At 75.8% G+C, this 19,181-nt stretch carries 6 protein-coding genes; all 6 read right to left on the bottom strand.

All coding sequences use genetic code 11. The features are described from left to right. Position 1 precedes the first annotated feature (1 nt). The 6 genes from ACY34I_RS19000 to ACY34I_RS18975 are packed head-to-tail and all read right to left on the bottom strand — an operon-like array spanning position 2 to position 18,883. Positions 2–955, bottom strand: coding sequence for a TauD/TfdA family dioxygenase (locus ACY34I_RS19000; RefSeq protein WP_462756319.1), 954 nt, complete (start codon positions 953–955; stop codon positions 2–4). Between the two features lie 25 nt (positions 956–980). After that, entirely contained in the window at positions 981–6,470 is a 5,490-nt protein-coding gene (locus tag ACY34I_RS18995; protein WP_462756318.1) for a type I polyketide synthase, read from the bottom strand. A 53-nt stretch (positions 6,471–6,523) separates the two neighbouring features. Then, complete coding sequence (locus ACY34I_RS18990) at positions 6,524–10,021, bottom strand: amino acid adenylation domain-containing protein (RefSeq protein ID WP_462756317.1); 3,498 nt, start codon at positions 10,019–10,021, stop codon at positions 6,524–6,526. Then, positions 10,018–12,327 carry a lantibiotic dehydratase gene (locus ACY34I_RS18985; protein WP_462756316.1) on the bottom strand — a complete coding sequence of 770 codons (2,310 nt, stop codon included), beginning with the start codon at positions 12,325–12,327 and terminating at the stop codon, positions 10,018–10,020. Before ACY34I_RS18985 ends, ACY34I_RS18990 begins: the two co-directional genes overlap by 4 nt. Beyond that, a complete protein-coding gene (locus tag ACY34I_RS18980) occupies positions 12,324–15,419 on the bottom strand; it encodes a thioesterase domain-containing protein (RefSeq protein ID WP_462756315.1) in 3,096 nt (1,031 codons plus the stop codon). The genes ACY34I_RS18985 and ACY34I_RS18980 overlap by 4 nt, the downstream gene beginning before the upstream one ends. Further along, positions 15,416–18,883 carry an AMP-binding protein gene (locus ACY34I_RS18975; RefSeq protein WP_462756314.1) on the bottom strand — a complete coding sequence of 1,156 codons (3,468 nt, stop codon included), beginning with the start codon at positions 18,881–18,883 and terminating at the stop codon, positions 15,416–15,418. Before ACY34I_RS18975 ends, ACY34I_RS18980 begins: the two co-directional genes overlap by 4 nt. Positions 18,884–19,181 lie beyond the last annotated feature (298 nt).

Here is a 19,181-nt window from a genome sequence, read left to right as displayed (position 1 = left end):
GTCAGTTCGCTCCAGAGGTGTCGGGGGTGTGCGGCTCGGCCATCGCCACGGCGATCTTGCGGGGGCCGGTGAACGGCTCCCGGCCGTGCGCGGCGGTCATGTTGTCCACCACCAGCACGTCGTCGCGCTGGTAGTCGAAGCGGACGGTGGCGGCCCGGTAGGCGGCGCGCAGGTGGTCCATCACGTCGGCGGGGATCTCGCCGCCGTCGCCGTAGTAGGTGTTCGACGGCAGCCCGTCGGCGCCGAACATGGCCAGCAGCCCCTCCTGGTAGTCCTTCGGGAGGGTGCTGAGGTGGAAGAACGTGGCGTGGTTGAACCAGCGCGGGGTGTCCGAGCCGGGCCGGTGGTGCACCACGTCCCGGACCGCGCGGGTGCGCAGGCCGTCCTTGCCGACCCACTCCACGGTGATCCCGTTCGCCGTGGCGTACGCCTCGACCTCGGCCCGGTTCTCGGTGTTGAACACCTCCTGCCAGCGGGTGCCGAAGTCGCCGTGGAAGTTGCGCACCAGCATCCAGCGACGCCGGATGAACTCCTCGCGCACCGCCGGGTCGATCTCCTGGTAGACCCGGCGCACGTCGGCGAGCGGAGTGGCGCCCTGCGTCTGCGGGGCGGTGATGCAGTAGAAGAACAGGGTCAGCGGCCAACGCGCCTGATACGAGTTCTCGTTGTGCAGGAAGATCTCCTCGTCCGGCGGGTAGTCGGTCGAGGTGTAGACCCGGCCCTTGATGGAGTGTCGGGGCGAGGAGCGCTCCGTGTAGGTCAGCGGCTCGCCGGAGAGGGCGCGGACCGCCCGGTCGAAGCCGTCCACCCCGCCGACGTCGAAGCCGCGGAAGAGCAGCCCGCCGTGCTCGACGAGGGCGGCGCGCAGTTCGGCTCGCCGGGCGTCGATCAGGTCGGTCAGGGCCCGGCCGTCGTTCTCGATGACCACCGGGAGTGTGGTGATCGTGTCGCTCATGGTGCGATCTCTCCTGTTCGTCGGGTCAGGCGCGGGGCAGTCGCGGGATGGCTGGGATGGTCGCCGGCGCGGCCGGCTCGTCGGCGGGCTGGCTGGCGCGCAACTCCTCGATCCGGGCGGCCAGCCCGGCGACCGTGGGGGTCTCGAAGAGGCTGCGCATCGGCAGCCGCACCCCGGTGGCCTTGCGCATCGCGGCGATGAGCTGCACCGCGACCAGCGAGTTGCCGCCGAGGGCGAAGAAGTCGTCGTCCACGCCGACCTCGGTCACGCCGAGGCCGTCCCGCCAGACCTGGGCGATGGTCTTCTCCAGCTCGGTCGAGGGCGCGGCCGAGCCGCCGCCGGTGGCGGTCGGCGCGGAGACCGCCTCGGCCGCCACCTCCAGGCTGTCGGTGGTCACCCGGGCGGCCCGTCGGCGGATGTCCGCGACGGTACGGGTGGCGATGACCACCTGCGCGCCGAGACCGGCGGTGAGGCTGCGCCGGAACGCCTCCGCCCCGTCCACCGGCCGGATGTCCTCGGTCACCGGGGCCGCGGCGGCGTCGGCCGCGGCGGCCGGGGTGTCGGTGAGGCCCCCGGTGACCGCGCCCTGGTCCACCCGGCGCAGCACGAAGTCGCTGATCGCGACCAGTTCCCGGCCCTCGGCGTCCACCAGTGACAGGTCGGCGGCCACCACCTCGTCGGTGGCGCTGTCCCGGTGCCGCAGGTGGCTGAGGAAGGACGCCGGCAGCGCGCCGCGCACCACGATCCGGCCGTACGACAGGGGCAGGTAGGTGCCGGAGCCCTGGCCCCGGCCGAAGGCGGTGGCCACATCCAGCAGGGCCGGGTGCAGCCCCCAGGAGGGCAGGTCGCCCAGCGCCGCGGCGGGTGCCTCGATCCGGGCCAGCTCCTCCCCGTCGGCCAGGTGGTGCTCAGCGAGCGCGGCCCAGCGTGGCCCGAAGGTGAGCATGCTGGTCCGACCCCGGCCGAACGACGCGTCGTCGTCGACCCGCCGGCCGGTGACCGTGGGCGTACCCGCCAGCGGGGCGGGCTCCTCGGTCCAGCCGGCGGCGCCCCGGACGTGGGTACGCAGCTGGCCGGCGGCCAGGCTGGCGACGGTGAAGTCCACCCCGTCCTCGGTGGGGGTCAGCTCCACCCGGTACTGGGCGACCGTGCCGTCCGGCACCGAGAACGGCTCCAGGAAGACCACGTCGCGCAGCTCCACCGCCGCCTGCGGGCCGGGGGCGGGCAACGCGGCGGTCACCGCGGCGCGCACCGACTCCAGGTGGGCGGTGCCCGGCACCACCGGCACCCCGCCGATCCGGTGCTCGTCGAGCAGCCAATGAGTGCTGGCGGAGACCAGGCCGTGCAGCACGGTGCCGTCCGGCCCGGCCACCTTGGTGGTCAGCACCGGGTGGTCGACCGGGCTGGTGACGGTGTCCCGGCCGGCGGCCCGGAAGGCGGCCGGCGCGTTGGTCTCCACGGCCATACCGACCTCGGCCCAGCCGCCCCAGTTCTGCGACACCACCGGCGCCCGGAAGCCGGCGCCGGCCCGCGCGAACGCATCCAGGAAGTTGTTCGCCGCGCAGTAGTCGACCTGACCGAACCCGCCGATGACCGCGGTGATCGAGGAGCACAGCGCGACGAAGTCCAGCGGCAGATCGCCGAAGACCTGGGCGAGGGCGAGGGTGCCGGCCAGCTTCGGGGCGAGCACCCGCTCCGCCTCGCCCCGCTCCTTGATCTCCGCCATGCCCCCGCCGGGCAGGCCGGCCGCGTGCACAATGCCGTCCAGCCCGCCGAAGCGGCTCTCGGCCGCCTCGCGTACCCGGCGCAGGTCGGCCGGGTCGGTGACGTCGGCCGCGAGCACCAGCACCTCGGCCCCGGCCGCCTCCATCCGGCGGATCGCCGCGATGGCCCGGCCGGCCCGGTCGGCGCCGCCGTGCACCGCCAGGTGCTCGTCCCAGCCGTCCCGCTCGGGCAGGCCGGACCGGGCCAGCAGCACCAGCTTGGCGCGTGCCCGGCGGGCGAAGTCCTCGGCCAGGGTGATGCCGATGCCGCCGAGACCGCCGGTGATCAGGTACCGGCCCTCCTCACGCAGCACGCCCGGCTCGGCCTCGGCGTCCACGGTGACCTGCTCGTACCCGGCCACCCAGCGCCGGTCGCGGCGCAGCACCACCTCCGGCTGCTCCGGGTCGACCGGGCTGCGCAGCTCGGCGACCAGGGCGGCGGCGCCCCGCGCGGCGGCGTCCGCGTCGACCAGGCGGACGGTGAGGCCGGGCAGCTCCACCGGCAGCACCCGGGCCAGGCCGGCCAGGGTGGCGTGCTCCGGGCGGACCAGGTCGTCGCCGCGCACGTCGGCGGTGCCGGCGGTGACCAGGTCGAGGGTGCGGCCCGCCTCGTCGCCGGTCAGCCCGGCGCCGGCGAGCGCCTGCACCAGGTGCAGTGCGCTGAAGAAGCCGCGGTCCTGGGCGGCCCAGGCGGCGTCCGGGTCGGTCCCGGCCGGCTCCCCGTCGAGGGCGAACGCGTGCACGAGACGCCGCGGCAGGTCCGCGCCGAGCGCGGCGACCAGGGCGTCGTGGTCCTCGCGGACGCCGGGGCGCAGCCGGAACCCGGTGGGCGTGGCGGCGAAGGCGTCGCCGGCGCGTACCTCGACCGGGTCGTCACCGGCGGCGCGCAGCGCGGCGACCAGCGCCTCGCCGCGCGGGCCGTCGGCCAGGACCAGGCAGCGACCCAGTGGGGCGGTGGCCCGGGCCGGGGCGGCCTGCCGCCACACCGGCACCGCGAACCACTCCGGCAGGGGCCGGGGGCCGGTCTCCACCGGCGCCGCCGCCACCTGCTCCACCGGGTCCGGATCCACCCAGTAGCGGCGACGCTCGAAGGGGTACGTGGGCAGCGGCACCCGCCGGGCCTCCGGGTCGGCGGCCAGCCGCACCGGCACGCCCGCGCACCAGAGCGCGCCGGCGCTGCCGAGCAGGGTGACCAGGTCGCCGGTGGACTCGCCCGGGCCGGGCAGGCTGCCCAGCGGGGTGAGCTTCCGCTGCGCCTCGCCGGCCTTGGCGACCTGCATCCGGGCCAGGTTGGCCAGCTGCCTGCCGGGGCCGCACTCGAGCAGCGCCCAGGTGCCCTCGGCGAGCAGGGTGGCCACGCAGGCGCCGAAGCGTACCGGCTGGCGCAGGTGCGCCGCCCAGTACGCCGGGTCGGTGGCCTGCGCCTCGGTGATCCAGGTGCCGGTCACGTTGGACAGGAACGGCACGACCGGCGGGCGCAGCGGCACGGTGGCCATCAGCGCGGTGAACTCGTCGAGGATCGGCTCCATCATCGGCGAGTGGAAGGCGTGCGAGGTGCGCAGCACCTTGCTCTTGCCCTTGAGCGTGGCGGCGAACTCCTCGACGGCCGCCGTCTCGCCGGCCACCACGCAGGTGCCCGGGCCGTTGACGGTGGCGATGGCCAGCCCCTCGGGCAGCCGGTCGGCGACGGCCGACTCGTCCAGCGCCACGGCCAGCATCGAGCCGGCGGGCAGCGAGTGCATCAGCCGGCCCCGGGCGGCCACCACCCGCAGCGCGTCGGGCAGGGTGAGCACGCCGGCCACGGTGGCGGCGACGTACTCGCCGATCGAGTGGCCGATCATCGCGGCCGGGGTCACCCCGGCCCGCTGCCAGGCGGTGGCGAGCGCGTACTCGATGGTGAACAGGGCCGGCTGGGTGTAGCGGGTCTCGGTGAGCTTCTCCCCCGCCTCCGGGTCCCGGCCGAGGATCAGGTCGCGCAGGTCCAGGCCCAGCTCGGGGCGGAGCAGCTCGGCGCACTCGTCCACGGTGGCCGCGAACGCCGGGTCCTCGGCGTAGAGCTGCGCGCCCATGCCGGCGTACTGGGAGCCCTGCCCGGAGAACAGGAACGCCACCCGCGGCGCGGGGCCGTCGGCAGCGCCCCGGTGGCCCTTGCGGGCGTCGCGCAGCGCGGCGACCGCCGCCTGCGGGTCGCCGGCGACGACGGCGGCGCGGTGCGCGTACTCCTGGCGGCCGACCCGCAGGGTGTGCGCGACGTCGGCGAGCCGCCCAGCGCCGCCTCCGGCGCTGCCCAGCGGCTCGGTGCCACCGCCGTTCTCCAGGTGGTCGGCGAGCCGCCGCACCGCGGCGTCCAGCGCGGTGGGGGTCTTCGCCGACACCTGGAGCAGGTGCGCCGGGCGGACCCGCCGCTCGGCCCGGTACGCGGCCGGCGCCTCCTCCAGCACCACGTGCGCGTTGGTGCCGCCGATGCCGAAGGAGCTCACCCCGGCCCGGCGCGGCCCCCCGTCGGTGTCCCACTTGGTCAGCGTGTTCGCCACGTAGAACGGGGTGTCGGCGAAGTCGATCGCCGGGTTCGGCGTCTCGTAGTTGATGGTGGGCGGGATCAGGCCGTGCTCCATGGCGAGCACCGTCTTGATCACGCTGACGATGCCGGAGGGCTGGCTGAGGTGGCCGATGTTGGACTTCACCGAGCCGATGCCGCACCAGCCCCGGTCGTCGGTGTCCTTCGTGTAGACCGCGGAGAGGGCGGAGATCTCGATCGGGTCGCCCAGCGCGGTGCCGGTGCCGTGCGCCTCGACGTAGCTGATGGTGCGTGGGTCGATGCCGGCCAGGCCGACCGCCTGGGCGACCGCCTCCATCTGGCCGTCGATGCTCGGGGCGGTGAAGCCCACCTTGCCGGCACCGTCGTTGTTGATCGCGTTGCCGAGCACGACCGCGCGGATGGCGTCACCGTCGGCGATCGCGTCGGAGAGGCGCTTGAGCAGGGTCACCCCGACGCCGCTGCCCCACACCGTGCCGTTCGCGCCGGCGTCGAACGGGCGGCACCGGCCGTCCGGCGAGGTGAAGCCGTCCATGCCCAGGTAGCCGACGTGCGGCAGTTCGATGTTGACGCCGCCGGCCAGCGCCATGTCGCACTCGCCGTTGCGCAGCGCCTCGCAGGCCAGGTGGAACGCGACCAGGGAGGTGGAACAGGCGGTGTGCACGGTCAGGCTCGGCCCGCGCAGGTCCAGCCGGTACGACACGTTGGTGGCCACGTAGTTCGGGGAGTTGCCGGTGGCGAGGGAGACCGCGCCGTGCGGGTTGCCGCCGACCCGCTTGTTGCGCAGCACGAACTTGTGCAGGTAGGTGTTGCCGCCGGTGCCCGCGTAGACGCCGACCGTGCCGTCGTAGCGGGCCGGGTCGTAGCCGGCGTCCTGCAGCGCGGTGTAGCAGCTCTCCAGGAAGAGCCGGTGCTGCGGGTCGGTGATCTCGGCCTCGCGGGCGGTCATCCCGAACAGGCCGGCGTCGAACTCGTCGTAGCCGTCGACCAGCGGGGCCCGGTTCACCCAGCCCGGGTCGTCGACCTCCTCGGCGGAGGCGCCCCGGGCGAGCTGCTCCTCGCGGGTCAGCTCGGTGACCGACTCGACGCCGTCGACCAGGTTGCGCCAGAACTCCGCCACGTCGGCGGCGCCGGGCAGGCGGGCGGCGAGGCCGACGATGGCGATCGGTTCGATTCCGTCGTCGGCGGGGTGCTCGGTGGCGATGTCGTTGTTCATCGGGGTCGTCCTTTACGCGGGTGCCGGGGTGGCCGGCGGGGAGGGTTGCGGCGTCACTGTTGCGGTCGTCGGGGTGGGGTACGGCGGGCCCGGCCGCGGCGGGCGGCGGCGCGCAGCGCGGCGCGGGCCAGTTCCGGCCGGTCGGCGGCGCCGTCGAGGCTGGCCGCGAGGGCCCGTACGGTCGGGTGGCGGAACAGGTCGAGCATGGTGAGCGAGCGGCCGGTGGCCTCGGTGAGCCGGGCGTGCACCGCGGCGAGGGCCATGGAGTGACCGCCGATGTCGAAGAAGTTCTCGGCGACCCCGACCCGGTCCTTGCCGAGCACCTCCCGCCAGATGCCGGCGATCAGCTCCTCGGTCTCGGTGAGCGCGTCGGGCCCGGCGGGCAGCGGGGCGCGGGCCGGCTCGGCGGCGACGGTCATCGCGCCGAGGGCGGCCACCCGGACCGCCGGGCGCGGCAGCTCGGCGGCCACCCGGTCGGCCGGCGCGTCCGGGTCGGCGGCCAGGGCGCCGACCAGCGCGGCCAGGTCCGCCAGGAGCGCGTCGATCCGGTCGCCGTCGAACAGGTCCGGGTTGTGCACCACCTCGACCCCGGCCCGGCCGGCCCGTTCCACCACGTAGACGGTGATGTCGAAGGGCGAGCCGGGCTTCGGCACCGGCACCGGCTCGACGGCCAGGCCGGCCAGGGCGAGCCGGGGCGGCACGAAGTTGAGCACGTTGAACAGCACCTGCACGAGCGGGGCGCGGGAGGTGTCCCGGCCCACGCCGAGCGCCTCCACGATCCGTTCCAGCGGGGCGCCGGGGTGCGTGGTGACCTCGTGCAGTTCGGCGGCGCAGCGGTCCACCAGCTCGGCGAAGCTGGCGCCGCCGCTGCGGACGCGGACCGGCACGGTGTCGATGAAGAAGCCGATGACGTCGTCGAAGGCGGCCAGCCGCCGGTCGGCGACGATCGCGCCGAGCACGTGATCGTCGGCCCCGGTGAGCCGGCGCAGCAGCTCGCCGAAGCCGGCCAGCAGCACCGCGGCGACCGTCGTGCCGCGCCGGGCGGCCAGCTCGCGGACCGCCCGGTCGGCGTCCTCGGCGAGCACCACCGCCGCCTCCGCGCCGGCGTACGTCTGCACGGCCGGGCGAGGCCGGTCCCGGGGCAGGTCGAGCACGGTCGGCGCGCCGGCCAGGTGCCCGGTCCACCAGGCCAGGTCGGCCGCGCCCCGGCGGCGGTCCCGCTCGGCCCGCCAGACCGCGTAGTCGGCGTAGGTGGCGGGCAGCGCGGGCAGGGCCGGTGGCTCGCCGACGACCGCGCGGGCGTACGCGGTGGCCAGGTCGTCGTAGAGCAGCGCCTCGGACCAGCCGTCGAAGACCGCGTGGTGCATGGTCAGGGCGAGGACGTGCTCCTCGGCGCCGACCCGGTAGACGGTCCCCTGCCAGGGCGGCCCGGTGGCCAGGTCGAACGCGTGCCCGGCCCCGGCGGCCAGCATGGTGGCCAGCTCCGCCTCGGCGTCGGCGGCGCCGGTCAGGTCCACCACCGGCACGGCCACGTCGGTCGGCTCCTCGCGGACCGCGTACGGCACGCCGCCGGTCTGCAGGATGCGCCAGCGCAGCACGTCGTGGCGCTCGACCACGGCGCGCAGCGCGGCGCCGAGCGCGGCGGTGTCCAGCGGCCCGCGCAGCCGGTGCGCCACCGCGATGTTGTAGGGCGCGCTGGACGGGGCGAGCTGGTCCATGAACCACAGCCGCCGCTGCGGCGGGGCGAGCGTGGGCGGGTTGCCGGTGGTGAACCCATCGCCGTCGGCGGGGGCGGCGGCGCGAACCCGGTCCACCAGCGCGGCGAAGGTGCGGCCGGTGAACAGGTCCCGGGTGTCGACCTGCCGGCCCAGCTCGGCGCGGAGCGCGGCGACCAGCCGCATCGCGGCGATCGAGTTGCCGCCGGCGGCGAGGAAGTCGCTGTCCGGGCGTGGGGGCGCGCCGAGCAGCCGGGCCCAGAGCCGCCGGACGGTGGCCTCGACCGGGTCGCCGCCGTCGGCGTCGTCCACCCGGGTGTCCGGAAGGGACGTGGCCAGGGCGCGCAGCGCCGGCCGGTCCAGCTTGCCGGTGGTCGGGCTGACCGGCAGCGCGGCCAGCCGCACCGTCCGGGCCGGCAGCATCGCGGTGGTCAGCCGGGGCCCGGCGTACGCCCGCAGCGCGTCGTCGTCGGGGGCGTCGGCGGGGATGAGGAAGGCGACCAGCTCGGTGCCGGCCGGTCCGGGTACCGCCTCCACGGCGACCCCGTCGACGCCGGGATGCCCGGCCAGCACCGCCTCGACCTCGCCCAGCTCGATCCGCTGGCCGCGGACCTTGACCTGCCGGTCGGCCCGGCCCAGGTAGACGATCCGACCGTCGGGCGCCTGGCGGACCAGGTCGCCGGTGCGGTAGAGCCGCTCGCCGGGCCGGTCACCGAACGGGTCGGGGACGAACCGCTCAGCGGTGAGGCCGGGCCGGTTGAGGTAGCCGTCGGCCAGGCCGGGCCCACCGATCAGCAGCTCGCCGGTCTCCCCCGGCGGCACCGGCCGCAGCTCGGTGTCCACCACGTACGCCCGGTGGTTGGGCAGCGGGAGGCCGATCGGCACCGGATCGGCGTCGGCGGCGGTGAGGTCACCGCTGACCGCCAGCACGGTGGTCTCGGTGGGGCCGTAGCCGTTGAGGAAACGCCGGCCGGGGGCCCAGCGGGCGACCAGCTCGGCCGGGACCGCCTCGCCCCCGCAGAGCACCACCCGCCAGGACGGCACCTCCGCCGGATCGAGCAGGGCCAGCACGGTCGGGGTGATGAACCCCCAGGTCACCTCATGCGCGGCGATGAACCGGGCCAGCCGGACCGGGTCGGCCCGGTCGTCGGCGCCGAGCAGCTGCACGGCGCCGCCGAGCAGCAGCGGCACGAAGAGGTCCATGGTGGCCGCATCGAAGCCGAGCGACGCGATGCCGAGGCTGCGGACGCCGGCGTCGGCGCCGGTCAGCGCGGTGATCCCGGTGACGAACTCGACCGCGTTGCGGTGGGTGGTGAGCACCCCCTTGGGCCGGCCGGTCGACCCGGAGGTGAACAGCACGTACGCGGGGTCGCCCGGGCGTGCCGGGCAGGGCGCGAGCGGGGCCGGGCCGGGCAGCCCGACCGTCTCGACGCCCGGCTCGTCGCCGAACTGGGCCGCGGCGGCGTCACCGACCACCACCCGGACGCCGGCGTCGCGGGCGATCTCGCGCAGCCGCTCGCGCGGGCCGCCCGGTTCGAGGGGCACGTAGCAGCCGCCGGCCAGGAGCACCCCGAGCACGGTGACCACCAGGTCTGGGGTGCGGGTGCCGCAGACACCCACCCGGTCGGCGCGCCCGACGCCCCGCTCGCGCAGCGCGGCGGCCACCCCGGCGGCCCGGTCGACGAGTTCGGCGTAGCTGAGCCGGTCGTCCCACTGGCGGACGGCCACCGCGTCCGGGGTACGGGCCGCCTGGGCGGTGATCAGGTCGGCGAGGGTCGCATCCGGCCAGGGCAGGGCCTCGCCGTAGGCGGCGCTGGCGGTCAGGATGTCGGTCACCGGTGGTCTCCCGTGGCTGGATCGGTGATCTGGAGGCGCAGTTCGCTGACGTAGCCGCGTCCCTGCGCGTCGGTCACCCAGGCCTCGTCCGGGGCGGGCAGCAGTTCGCTGACCACCACCGGCACGTCCGGGCTGGTCCGGTGGGCGGCGTCCACCATGGCGCAGAGCGACTGCGCGTACAGCGGGCCGGTCAGGTCGACGTAGCAGGGCTTGATCTCGGTGCCGACCTTGACGAACACCCGCTCGGGCAGGCCGGTGGCCGCCCGCCACCGGCGTACCGCGAGGTAGCGGGCGGTCTCGTCGGCGTGCCCGGCCAGCCCGCACTCCCCCGCCGTGGTGCGCCAGGTACGCCGGGCCACCACCAGCCGGTCGATGGTGATCCGGGGCGTGTGCGGGGCCGGATCGAGCAGCTTGAACGCGTCCAGCAGCAGCGAGTCGAGCAGGCTGGCGAAGACCTCCATGAGCGGCCAGCGGGTGGCGTCCGGGAACACCGCGACCAGTTGGTCGCCGTCGCGCTCGACAGTGACCGCGGTGGCCGGCACCAGCCGGTCGACCTCGGCGCCGTGCGCGGTGTCGATGCCGAGCTGGCGGTCCGCGGGCCCGGTGAGGGCGTACGTGGTGCGGGTGGTCCGCCGGGGGAAGCTCTCCGGCCAGAGCACCCGCAGCCGGGCCGGGCCCAGGTCCGCGTCGAGGGCGGCCCGCAGCGCCGCCGGGTCGGGGTGGAACGGGCTGAGCACGGCGCTGTCGTAGGCGACGTGGGCGGGGTGCAGCTCGCCCAGGACGAGCAGGAAGTCGCCCCGAGCAACTGCCTCGGGTGAGGCCGCACCGAGCTGGACGTCCGGGTTGTGCAGCCGGGCCGACGGCCAGCCGGGGCGGCCGGCCGGGAACAGCTGCCGGACCCGGTCGGCCAGATCCTCGGCGCGCAGCCGCAGCTCCGTCTGCTCGGCGGGCAGGTCATGCAGGCCGAACAGCTGCGCCCACCGCTCCGTGAACGCCGCCCCGGCCCGACCGATCGGGCCGTCCGGGGCGATCAGCGTCCCCTGGGCCAGCAGCCAGAGGTCGGCCAGCCGCACCGGGCCGTCGGCGGCCAGTTCGTCGTGCAGGTCGGCGAAGAGCTCGGCACACCGGGCCGCGACCTCCACGGTGTACCAGCGGGCGGTCTGCAGCACCACGGCGAGCGGGGCGGCCAGCGCGTCCACGACGGCGGAGCCGACATCGAACGCCAGGTCCCGGCTCGTCTCCTCATAGCAGACGGTGCGGCCGGCGTACATCTGGCCGCTGTGCCGGGTGGCCGGACGGCCGGTGACGGCGGTGAACTCGGTGTTCAGCGCGGCGAGGGCGGCGCCGAGCCGGTCGGCGTCGCCGGCCGCGGCGGCGACCTCATCCCGGGCCGCGCGGAGCCGCGCGAAGCCCGCCCCCATCTCGTCCCGCACCCGGTCGTCACCGATGGCCGCGATCCGCTCGGCGAGCACCCGCTCGGCGTCCGGGCTCACCGGCAGGTTCGCGCCCCAGATGAGCTGGCCGCGATCGACCCACCGGTCGAGCAGCAGGTAGACGTCGTCGGCACCGTGCACCTCACCGGCAGCGCGCATCCGCTCGGCCAGCTCGACCGCGGGGGTCCGGCCGTCGCAGGCGGCGAGCAGCCGAGCCTCGGTCGGGGTCAGCGCGATCGGCGGGTGCAGCGGCCAGAGCAGCTGACGCCCCTCGACGGTCAAGTGCGGTTGCAGCGCCGGGGCCCACCAGCGCCGCACCGCCAGGTCGTCGGCGAGCCGGTCGGCGTACGCGATCAGCGCCCACGCCTCGAAGACCACCTCCCGGCGGTCGACCAGCGCCGGGCCGGGCGACAACCGGACACCCGGCTGCTCCGGGTCGACGGTGCCCCAGCAGACCGGGCCGAAGAAGCCGATGGTCTCCGCCTTGCCGCAGTAGCGCTGCCAGTAGCGCAGCAGGCTCAGTTCGCGCTTACGCCGGCGTACGTTGCGCACCTCCGGGTCGGTGCGCAGCAGGCCGTCCAGCGCAATGAGCATGTCCGGGTTCTGCCAGGTGACCGCCTCGCGCAGCAGCGGGTCGGCGGCCAGCTCGTTGGCCACTGCGGAGGACTCGGCGAACGCCTCGCGCAGCGTCTTGTCCAGCAGTTCCGGGCTGCTCGCGCCGGCCAGCAGCGCGTCGGCGACGGCCGCCGCCTCGGGCGCGGCGAACCGGTCGAGCCCGGCCGCCGGGAAACCGGCCGTGCGCAACACCGCGTCGCGCCAGACCGACCAGCCGGTCTGCCCGAGCGGCACCAGGTGGCTCGCGGGGGCGGTCACGATTGCTCCTTCCCGTGGGTGTCCACGATGTGCAGCCGCAGCTCGCTGAAGTAGCGGCGGCCGGCCGCATCGGGCACCCAGGCCTGGTCCGGGGTGGGCAGCATCTCGCTGACCACCAGCGACACGTCGTCGCCGCCGTCGACCCGGGCGGCCCGGGCCATGGCACAGAACATGTTCGCGAAGCCGGGGCTGCTCAGGTCCACGAAGCAGGGCTTGGTCTCGGTGCCGAGCTTGACGTACACCTGCTCGGGCAGGCCGAGCCGGCGGCGCCACTCCCGGACGGCGAGGAACCGCTGCCGCTCGCCGGTCACCGTGGCCAGGCCGCTCTCCCCCACCGTGGTCCGCCAGGTCTGCCGCGCCACCACCACGTTGTCGAGGGTGATCCGGGGCGTGTACGGGGCGGCGGCGACCAGCTTGAACCCGTCCACCGCGTGCGCGCTGAACAGCTCGGCGAAGACCTCGGTGAGCGGCCAGCGCTGGCCGTCGGAGGCGGTGGCGACGAACTGCCCGTCGACGTCGCTGACCGTCAGGTCCACGGTGGGCAGCAGCCGACCCGGCTCGCCGCCGGGGGCCGCCTGGAAGGCGAGGTGCCGGTCGGTCGGCCCGGTCAGCGACTCGGAGGTACGGCTGGTCCGGCGCGGCCAGTCGCTCGGAAAGAGCAGCCGGATCCGCCGCTGGCCCAGGTCCTCGGCCAGCGCCACGCGCAGCCGCTCGACGTCGGGGTGCGAGGGGGTGAACACCGCGCAGTCGAACGACGACCAGGCGGCGTGCAGCTCACCGAGGACGACCGTGTACTCGCCCCGGCGCAACGCCTCCGCGTCGGTGGCGCAGATCTGCAGGTCGGGGCTGTGCATCACGGCGTTGGACCAGTCCGGCCGGGTGCCCGGGAAGACCTCGTCGATCCGGTCGGCCAGGTCGGCCGCTCGCAGCCGCACGTCGGTGGTGCCGGAGGGCAGCGCGTCCAGCCCGAACAGCCCGGCCCAGCGGGCGGCGAACTCGGCGGCGACGGCGTCCACCGGCCGCTCCCCGCCGCCCCAGAACAGACCCTGGGTCAGGAACCACAGATCCGCCAGGGCGACCGGACCGCCCCCCGCCTCGGCGCGCAGCTCCTCGTAGAGCCCCCGGAGCACCTCCCCGTACGCCTCGGCCAGCGCGTTTGCCATCCAGCGGGCGGCGCGCAGCAGCACGTCCAGCGGGGCGGCGAGCTCGTCCAGCAGCGGCGCCCCGAACACCACCGCCAGGTCGCGGGCGGTGTCCTCGTAGCAGATCGTCCGGCCGGCGTACATCTGCCCGGCGCGGCGGCTGGCCGGGGTGCCGGTCAGCTCGGTGAAGGTGGCGTCGAGGGCGTCGAGGGCGCCGCGCAGCCGGTCCGGGTCCCCGGCCGCGGCGGCCACGGCGTCCCGCGCGACGCGCAACCGGTCGAACCCGGCCTGGGCGCTCGCGCGGGCCGCCGGGTCACCGATCGCGGCGATCCGGGCGGCGAGCACCTGCTCGGCGTCCGGGCTGACCGGCAGGGCGGCGTCCCAGGTGATCAGTTCCCGTTCCACCAGGCGATCGAGCAGCGCGTACCCGTCCTCGGGCCGGCGCAGCCCGACGGCCGGGTCGGTCACCAGGTCGGCGGCGGACCGGCGGCCGTCGGCCGCGGCGAGCAGCGCGGCCTCCACCGGGGACAGCGACAGCGGCGGGCGCCCGGGGCGCAGCACGGTCCGGTCCCGGACGGCGAGCTGCGGCAGCAGCATCGGTGGCCACCAGCGGCGCACCGCGAGGTCCGCGCCGATCCGGTCGGCGTACGCGGCGAGGGCCCAGGACTCGAACCACACCCAGCGGCGGGCGGTGAGCTGCGCGCCGGCGCGTACCCGGACGGTCTCCGGCTGGTCGGGGTCGACGGTGACCCAGCAGCTGGGCCCGAAGAAGCCGACCGTCTCGTTCTTGCCGCAGTAGCGCTGCCAGTACTTGAGCAGCGCCCGTTCCCGGTCGCGGCGCTTCACGTTGCGGGGCGCGTCGGCGCCGGCGCGCGCCAGGCCGTCCAGCGCCACCAGCGCACCCCGGTTCTGCCAGGTGACCGCCTCGCGCAGCAGCGGGTCGGCGGCCAGTTCGGTGAGCCGGTCGGCGGCAGCCCGGACGGCCTCGTCGAACTCCTTGTCGTACCGGTCCTCGCCGGACCCGGTGGCCAGCAGCTCGTCGGCCGCCGCGGCGGCCCGGGGGGCGGAGAGCAGGTCGAGGCCGGTGGCCGGGAAGCCGGTGGTGCGCAGGATCGCGTCGCGCCAGACCGACCACCCGGTGTCGCCCAGCGGCACCCGGTGCGCGGCGGGGGCGGCGGCCCGTCCGGCTGCCGGGCCGCCGACCGCCGGGGCGTCGACGGTCAGCGCGCCGGCCAGGTCGGCGCGGATCGCGGCCAGCACGTCGGGGAGCTGGTCGTGCAGGAAGAAGTGTCCGCCGTCGATCTCGTGCAGGGTGAACCCGGCGGCAGTGTGCTCCGCCCAGGCGGCGCTGTGCTCGCGGGTGACCGCCCGGTCGCGGACGCCGCTGAACGCGACGATCGGCACCGGCAGCGGCTCGCCGGCCACGTACCGGTAGCTGTCCACCCGGCCGAAGTCGGCCCGCAGCAGCGGCAGCAGCAGCTCCACCAGCTCGGGATGGTCGAGCAGCTCGGCGGGGAGCCCGCCGCCCTCGCCGAGGCGGCGCAGCAGTTCCTCGTCGTCCACTCGGGACAGCCCGTCGAAGAGGCTGGGCGCGTCCACGTGCGGGGCGCGGGCGCCGCCGACGTACAGGCGCAGCGGCAGCGGCCGGCCGGACCGGCGCAGCTCCCGGACCACCTCGAAGCCGACCCGGCCGCCCATCGAGTGCCCGTAGATGGCGTACGGGCGGTCGGCCCGGGACGCGATGGCGGCGGCCAGGTCGGCCACGTCGAAGCGCGGGTCCTCGCTGATCCGGTTCTCCCGGCCGGGCAGTTGCACCGGCAGCACCTCGACGTCCGGGCCGATCCCTTCCTGCCACCGCCGGAACGCGCTGGCGCCGGCTCCGGCGTAGGGCAGGCAGAACAACCGCACCGGCGCCTGGGGTCGGCTTCCGGCGGAGACGAACCAGTTCACCGTGGACCTTTCTGCACGGGGTCGATCCAGTACCGCTGGCGCTGGAACGGGTAGGTGGGCAGCCCGGTACGCCGGACCGTGCCCTCGGGATGCAGGACGTCCCAGTCGACGTCCCGCCCGGCGACCCAGTCGGCCGCCAGTTCACGCAGCGGGCCACCGTCGCCGGCGATCCGGGCGTCGGTGTCGAGCAGCATGTCCAGCGCGGCGAGCGCGCCGGGCAGGTCGGCGGCGACCACGGCGGCCCGGTGGGCGAATGCCCGCCTGCCGAGCGCCAGGGTGGCGGCGACCTCGGGCAGCGCCGGCACGGCGCCGGCCAGGTGGGCCCGCAGCCGGGTCAGCGCGGCCCGCAGCGCCACCGGGGTACGCGCGGACACCGGCAGCAGCCAGGGGCCGTCGGCCGGGAGGTCCAGCGGCTCGTCCGGCGGGGGCTGCTCCACCACCACGTGCGCGTTGGTGCCGCCGAGCCCGAAGGCGCTGACCCCGGCCACCCGGCGCGGGCCTTCCGGCCAGTCCCGTGCCTTGGTGGGCACGTAGAACGGGCCGGCGGCCAGGTCGATCTCCGGGTGCGGGTGGGTGAAGTGCAGGTTCGGCGGGATCACGCCGTGCCGTACGGCGAGCACCGTCTTGATCAGCCCGGCGATGCCGGCGGCGGCGTCGAGGTGGCCGATGTTGGTCTTCACCGAGCCGAGCGCGCAGGACTCGGCGGGCCCGCCGGCGTACACCTCGTGCAGCGCGGCCACCTCGATGGCGTCGCCGAGGGGCGTGCCGCTGCCGTGGCCCTCGACGAAGCGGACCTCGCCGGGGGCGACCTCGGCGGTGGCGAGGGCGTTCGCGACGGCGGCGGCCTGCCCGGCTGGGCCGGGGACGGCGAAGCCGGCCCGGTCCGCGCCGTCGTTGGTGACCGCCCAGCCGGGCAGCACCGCGTAGATCCGGTCCCCGTCGGCCTGCGCGTCGGCGAGCCGGCGCAGCGCGACCACGCCGACGCCGGAGCCGAAGCCGGACCCGTTGGCGCCCTCGTCGAAGGCGCGGCACCGGCCGTCCGGGGAGGCCAGCCCGCCCGGGGTGTGGCGGTGCCGGGGCCAGGTGACGTTGACGCCGCCGGCGAGGGCGATGTCGCACTGGTAGTCGGCGAGGCTCTGCGCGGCGAGGCAGACCGCGACCAGGGAACTGGAGCAGGCGCTCTGCACGGCCAGCGCGGGCCCGGTCAGCCCGAGCCGGTAGGCGACCTGCCCGGGCAGGTGGTCGGTGAACTGCCGGCCGATCAGCCGCGCCTCCCAGTCGTCCGGGTCCACGTCGCCGACCACCGCGGGGTTGTCGAGCAGGTGGAACAGGAAGTACCGGTTGGCGGAGGCGGCCGAGTAGACCCCGATCAGGCCGGGGAATCGCGCGGGGTCGTGCCCGGCGTCCTCCAGGGCCTCCCAGGCGGTCTCCAGGAAGAGCCGGTGCTGCGGGTCGGTCCGGGCGGCCTCGTCGGCGCCGAAGGCGAAGAACTCGGCGTCGAAGTCGGCCACCCCGTCGAGCCGGCCGACGGCCCGCACGTGCCGTGGGTCGTTGCGCAGCCCCGGCCCGACGCCGAGCGCGGCCAGTTCCTCGTCGGTGTGTTCGTGGATGGCGTCGACGCCGGTGCACAGGTTCCACCAGAAGGTGGCCACGTCCGGGGCGCCGGGGAAGCGGCCGGCGAGCCCGACCACGGCGATCTCGTCGCCGGTGTACTCGCGGGCCGCGGCGGCCGGGGCGGCCGGCACGGGCAGCACCGGCGCGCGGACCGCCTCGGACGGGGCTTCGAGCAGCGCCGCCTGGGCGGCCACCGTGGGGTGGTCGAACAGGCGCAGCATCGGCAGCCGCACCCCGAAGTGCTCGGCCAGCCGCTGCTGCACCTGGCCGAGGAGCAGGGACTGCCCGCCCACGTCGAAGAAGCTGTCGTCGCGGCCGACCGCGTCGCGGCCGAGCACCGCGCACCAGATGTCGTGCACGATCCGCTCGGTGTCGGTGCTCGGGGCGGCGTCGGCGGGTACCTCGCGGGCCGGGTCGGGCAGCGCCCGCTCGTCCACCTTGCCGGTGACGGTGAGCGGGAACTCGTCGAGCACCACCACCGCGCGGGGCAGCGCGTACTCGGGCAGCGCCGCGGCGAGGGCGGCCCGCAGCGCCGCCGCGTCCGGCCGGGTCCCGTCGGCCGGACGGGCGTACGCCAGCAGCTCGCCGTCCCGGGCGATGGCCCGTACGCCGGCCACGCCTGGCTGGGCGGCGAGCACCGCCTCGATCTCGGTCAGCTCGACCCGGTGCCCGCGTACCTTGACCTGCCGGTCGAGCCGGCCGAGGCAGACCAGGTCGCCGCCGGGCAACCGCCGGCCGAGGTCGCCGGTGCGGTACGCGCGCACCCCGTCGGCGGCCACGGTGAACCGGTCGCTGTCCTGGTTGAGGTAGCCGGGGGCGAGGTGCGGGCTGCGCACCACGATCTCCCCGGTGTCCGGGGCGAGGTGCAGCTCGTAGCCGGGGAACGCGGCGCCGATCGGCAACGGGCCGGTGGCGGCCGGATCCACGGTGGACAGCGGCAGGGCGTACCGCGCGACGAAGGTCATCTCGGTGGCGCCGTAGCCGTTGACCAGCTCGCAGTCGGGCGCGAATCGGCCCCGGCCGCGGGCCGCGTCGGCGTACGTGGCCTGCTCGCCGCCGAGCAGGACCACCCGGACCGCGTCGAGCCGCCGGTCGCCGAGGGTGTCGAGCAGGAACCGGTAGACCGTGGGCGTGCAGTGCAGCACGGTCGCCCGGTGCCGGTCGAGCTGCTCGACCGCGTACGCGAGCCCCTGCCGGCGCAGGTCGACCGGGATCACGGCGGCGCCGGTGAGCAGCGCCGGGTACAGGTCCGGGATGGCGGCGTCGAAGCTGAACGAGGCGAGCAGGCTGAGCCGGTCGGTCGGACCGATGGCCAGCGCGGCGATCTGGTTGTCGACGACGTGCGCCAGGTTGCGGTGGGTCTGCCCGACCGCCTTGGGCACCCCGGTGGAGCCGGAGGTGAACAGCACGTACGCCAGCGCGTCCGGGTCGACCGGGACCGGCCGCAGCGGGGCGGGCGGCACGTCGTCCAGCGGCACCACGGTCCGGCCGTCGGCGAGCCCGCGGGCGAGCTCCCGGTGCCCGGCGGCGCAGGCGATCGCGCTCACCCCGGCGGCGGCGAGCATGTGGCGCAGCCGGTCGACCGGGAAGCCCGGGTCCAGTGGCACGTACGCGCACCCGGCGGCGAGGGCGCCGAGGAGCGCGGCGACGGTCGGCGCGCCGTGCGCGGTGAGCAGGGCGACCCGGTCGCCGGGTCGGACGCCGGCGGCGGCGAGCGCGGCGGCGTGCCCACCGGCAGCGCCGGCCAGCTCGGCGTAGCTGACCTCGTGGGTCTCACCGAGCAGGGCCGGACGATCACCGTGGCGCGCCGTCATCTCGCCGAGGCGATTGATGATTATCGACGTCGACATGTCAGGGAGTGGATGTTTCCCTACAGGCGGCAGGCGCGCAGGATTCCACGCTTGTGATCATGATCCCCCCCAGGACTTCACAATGGATGCAGGATATGACTCAATCTTTCGATGGGAAGGGGATCGATCAGGGTCGAGCCGAAGGGGGGACGAGGGCCTGGAACCTCGGACGGGGGAATTCGTCCGATCATCCCTCTAGCGCGGAAACGATTTTCCGCGTAGAGGGCTACTCACGAGTTATTTTACGGTGAAAGTACTTAGGAACCGTGGAATTTCGCTCGGGCGGCGCCTTGGCCGC

The sequence above is a fragment of the Micromonospora sp. RTBAU3-60 genome (genome assembly GCF_054963695.1).
The sequence above is the reverse complement of the archived record's forward strand: the minus strand, read 5'-3'. Positions and strand labels throughout refer to the sequence as shown.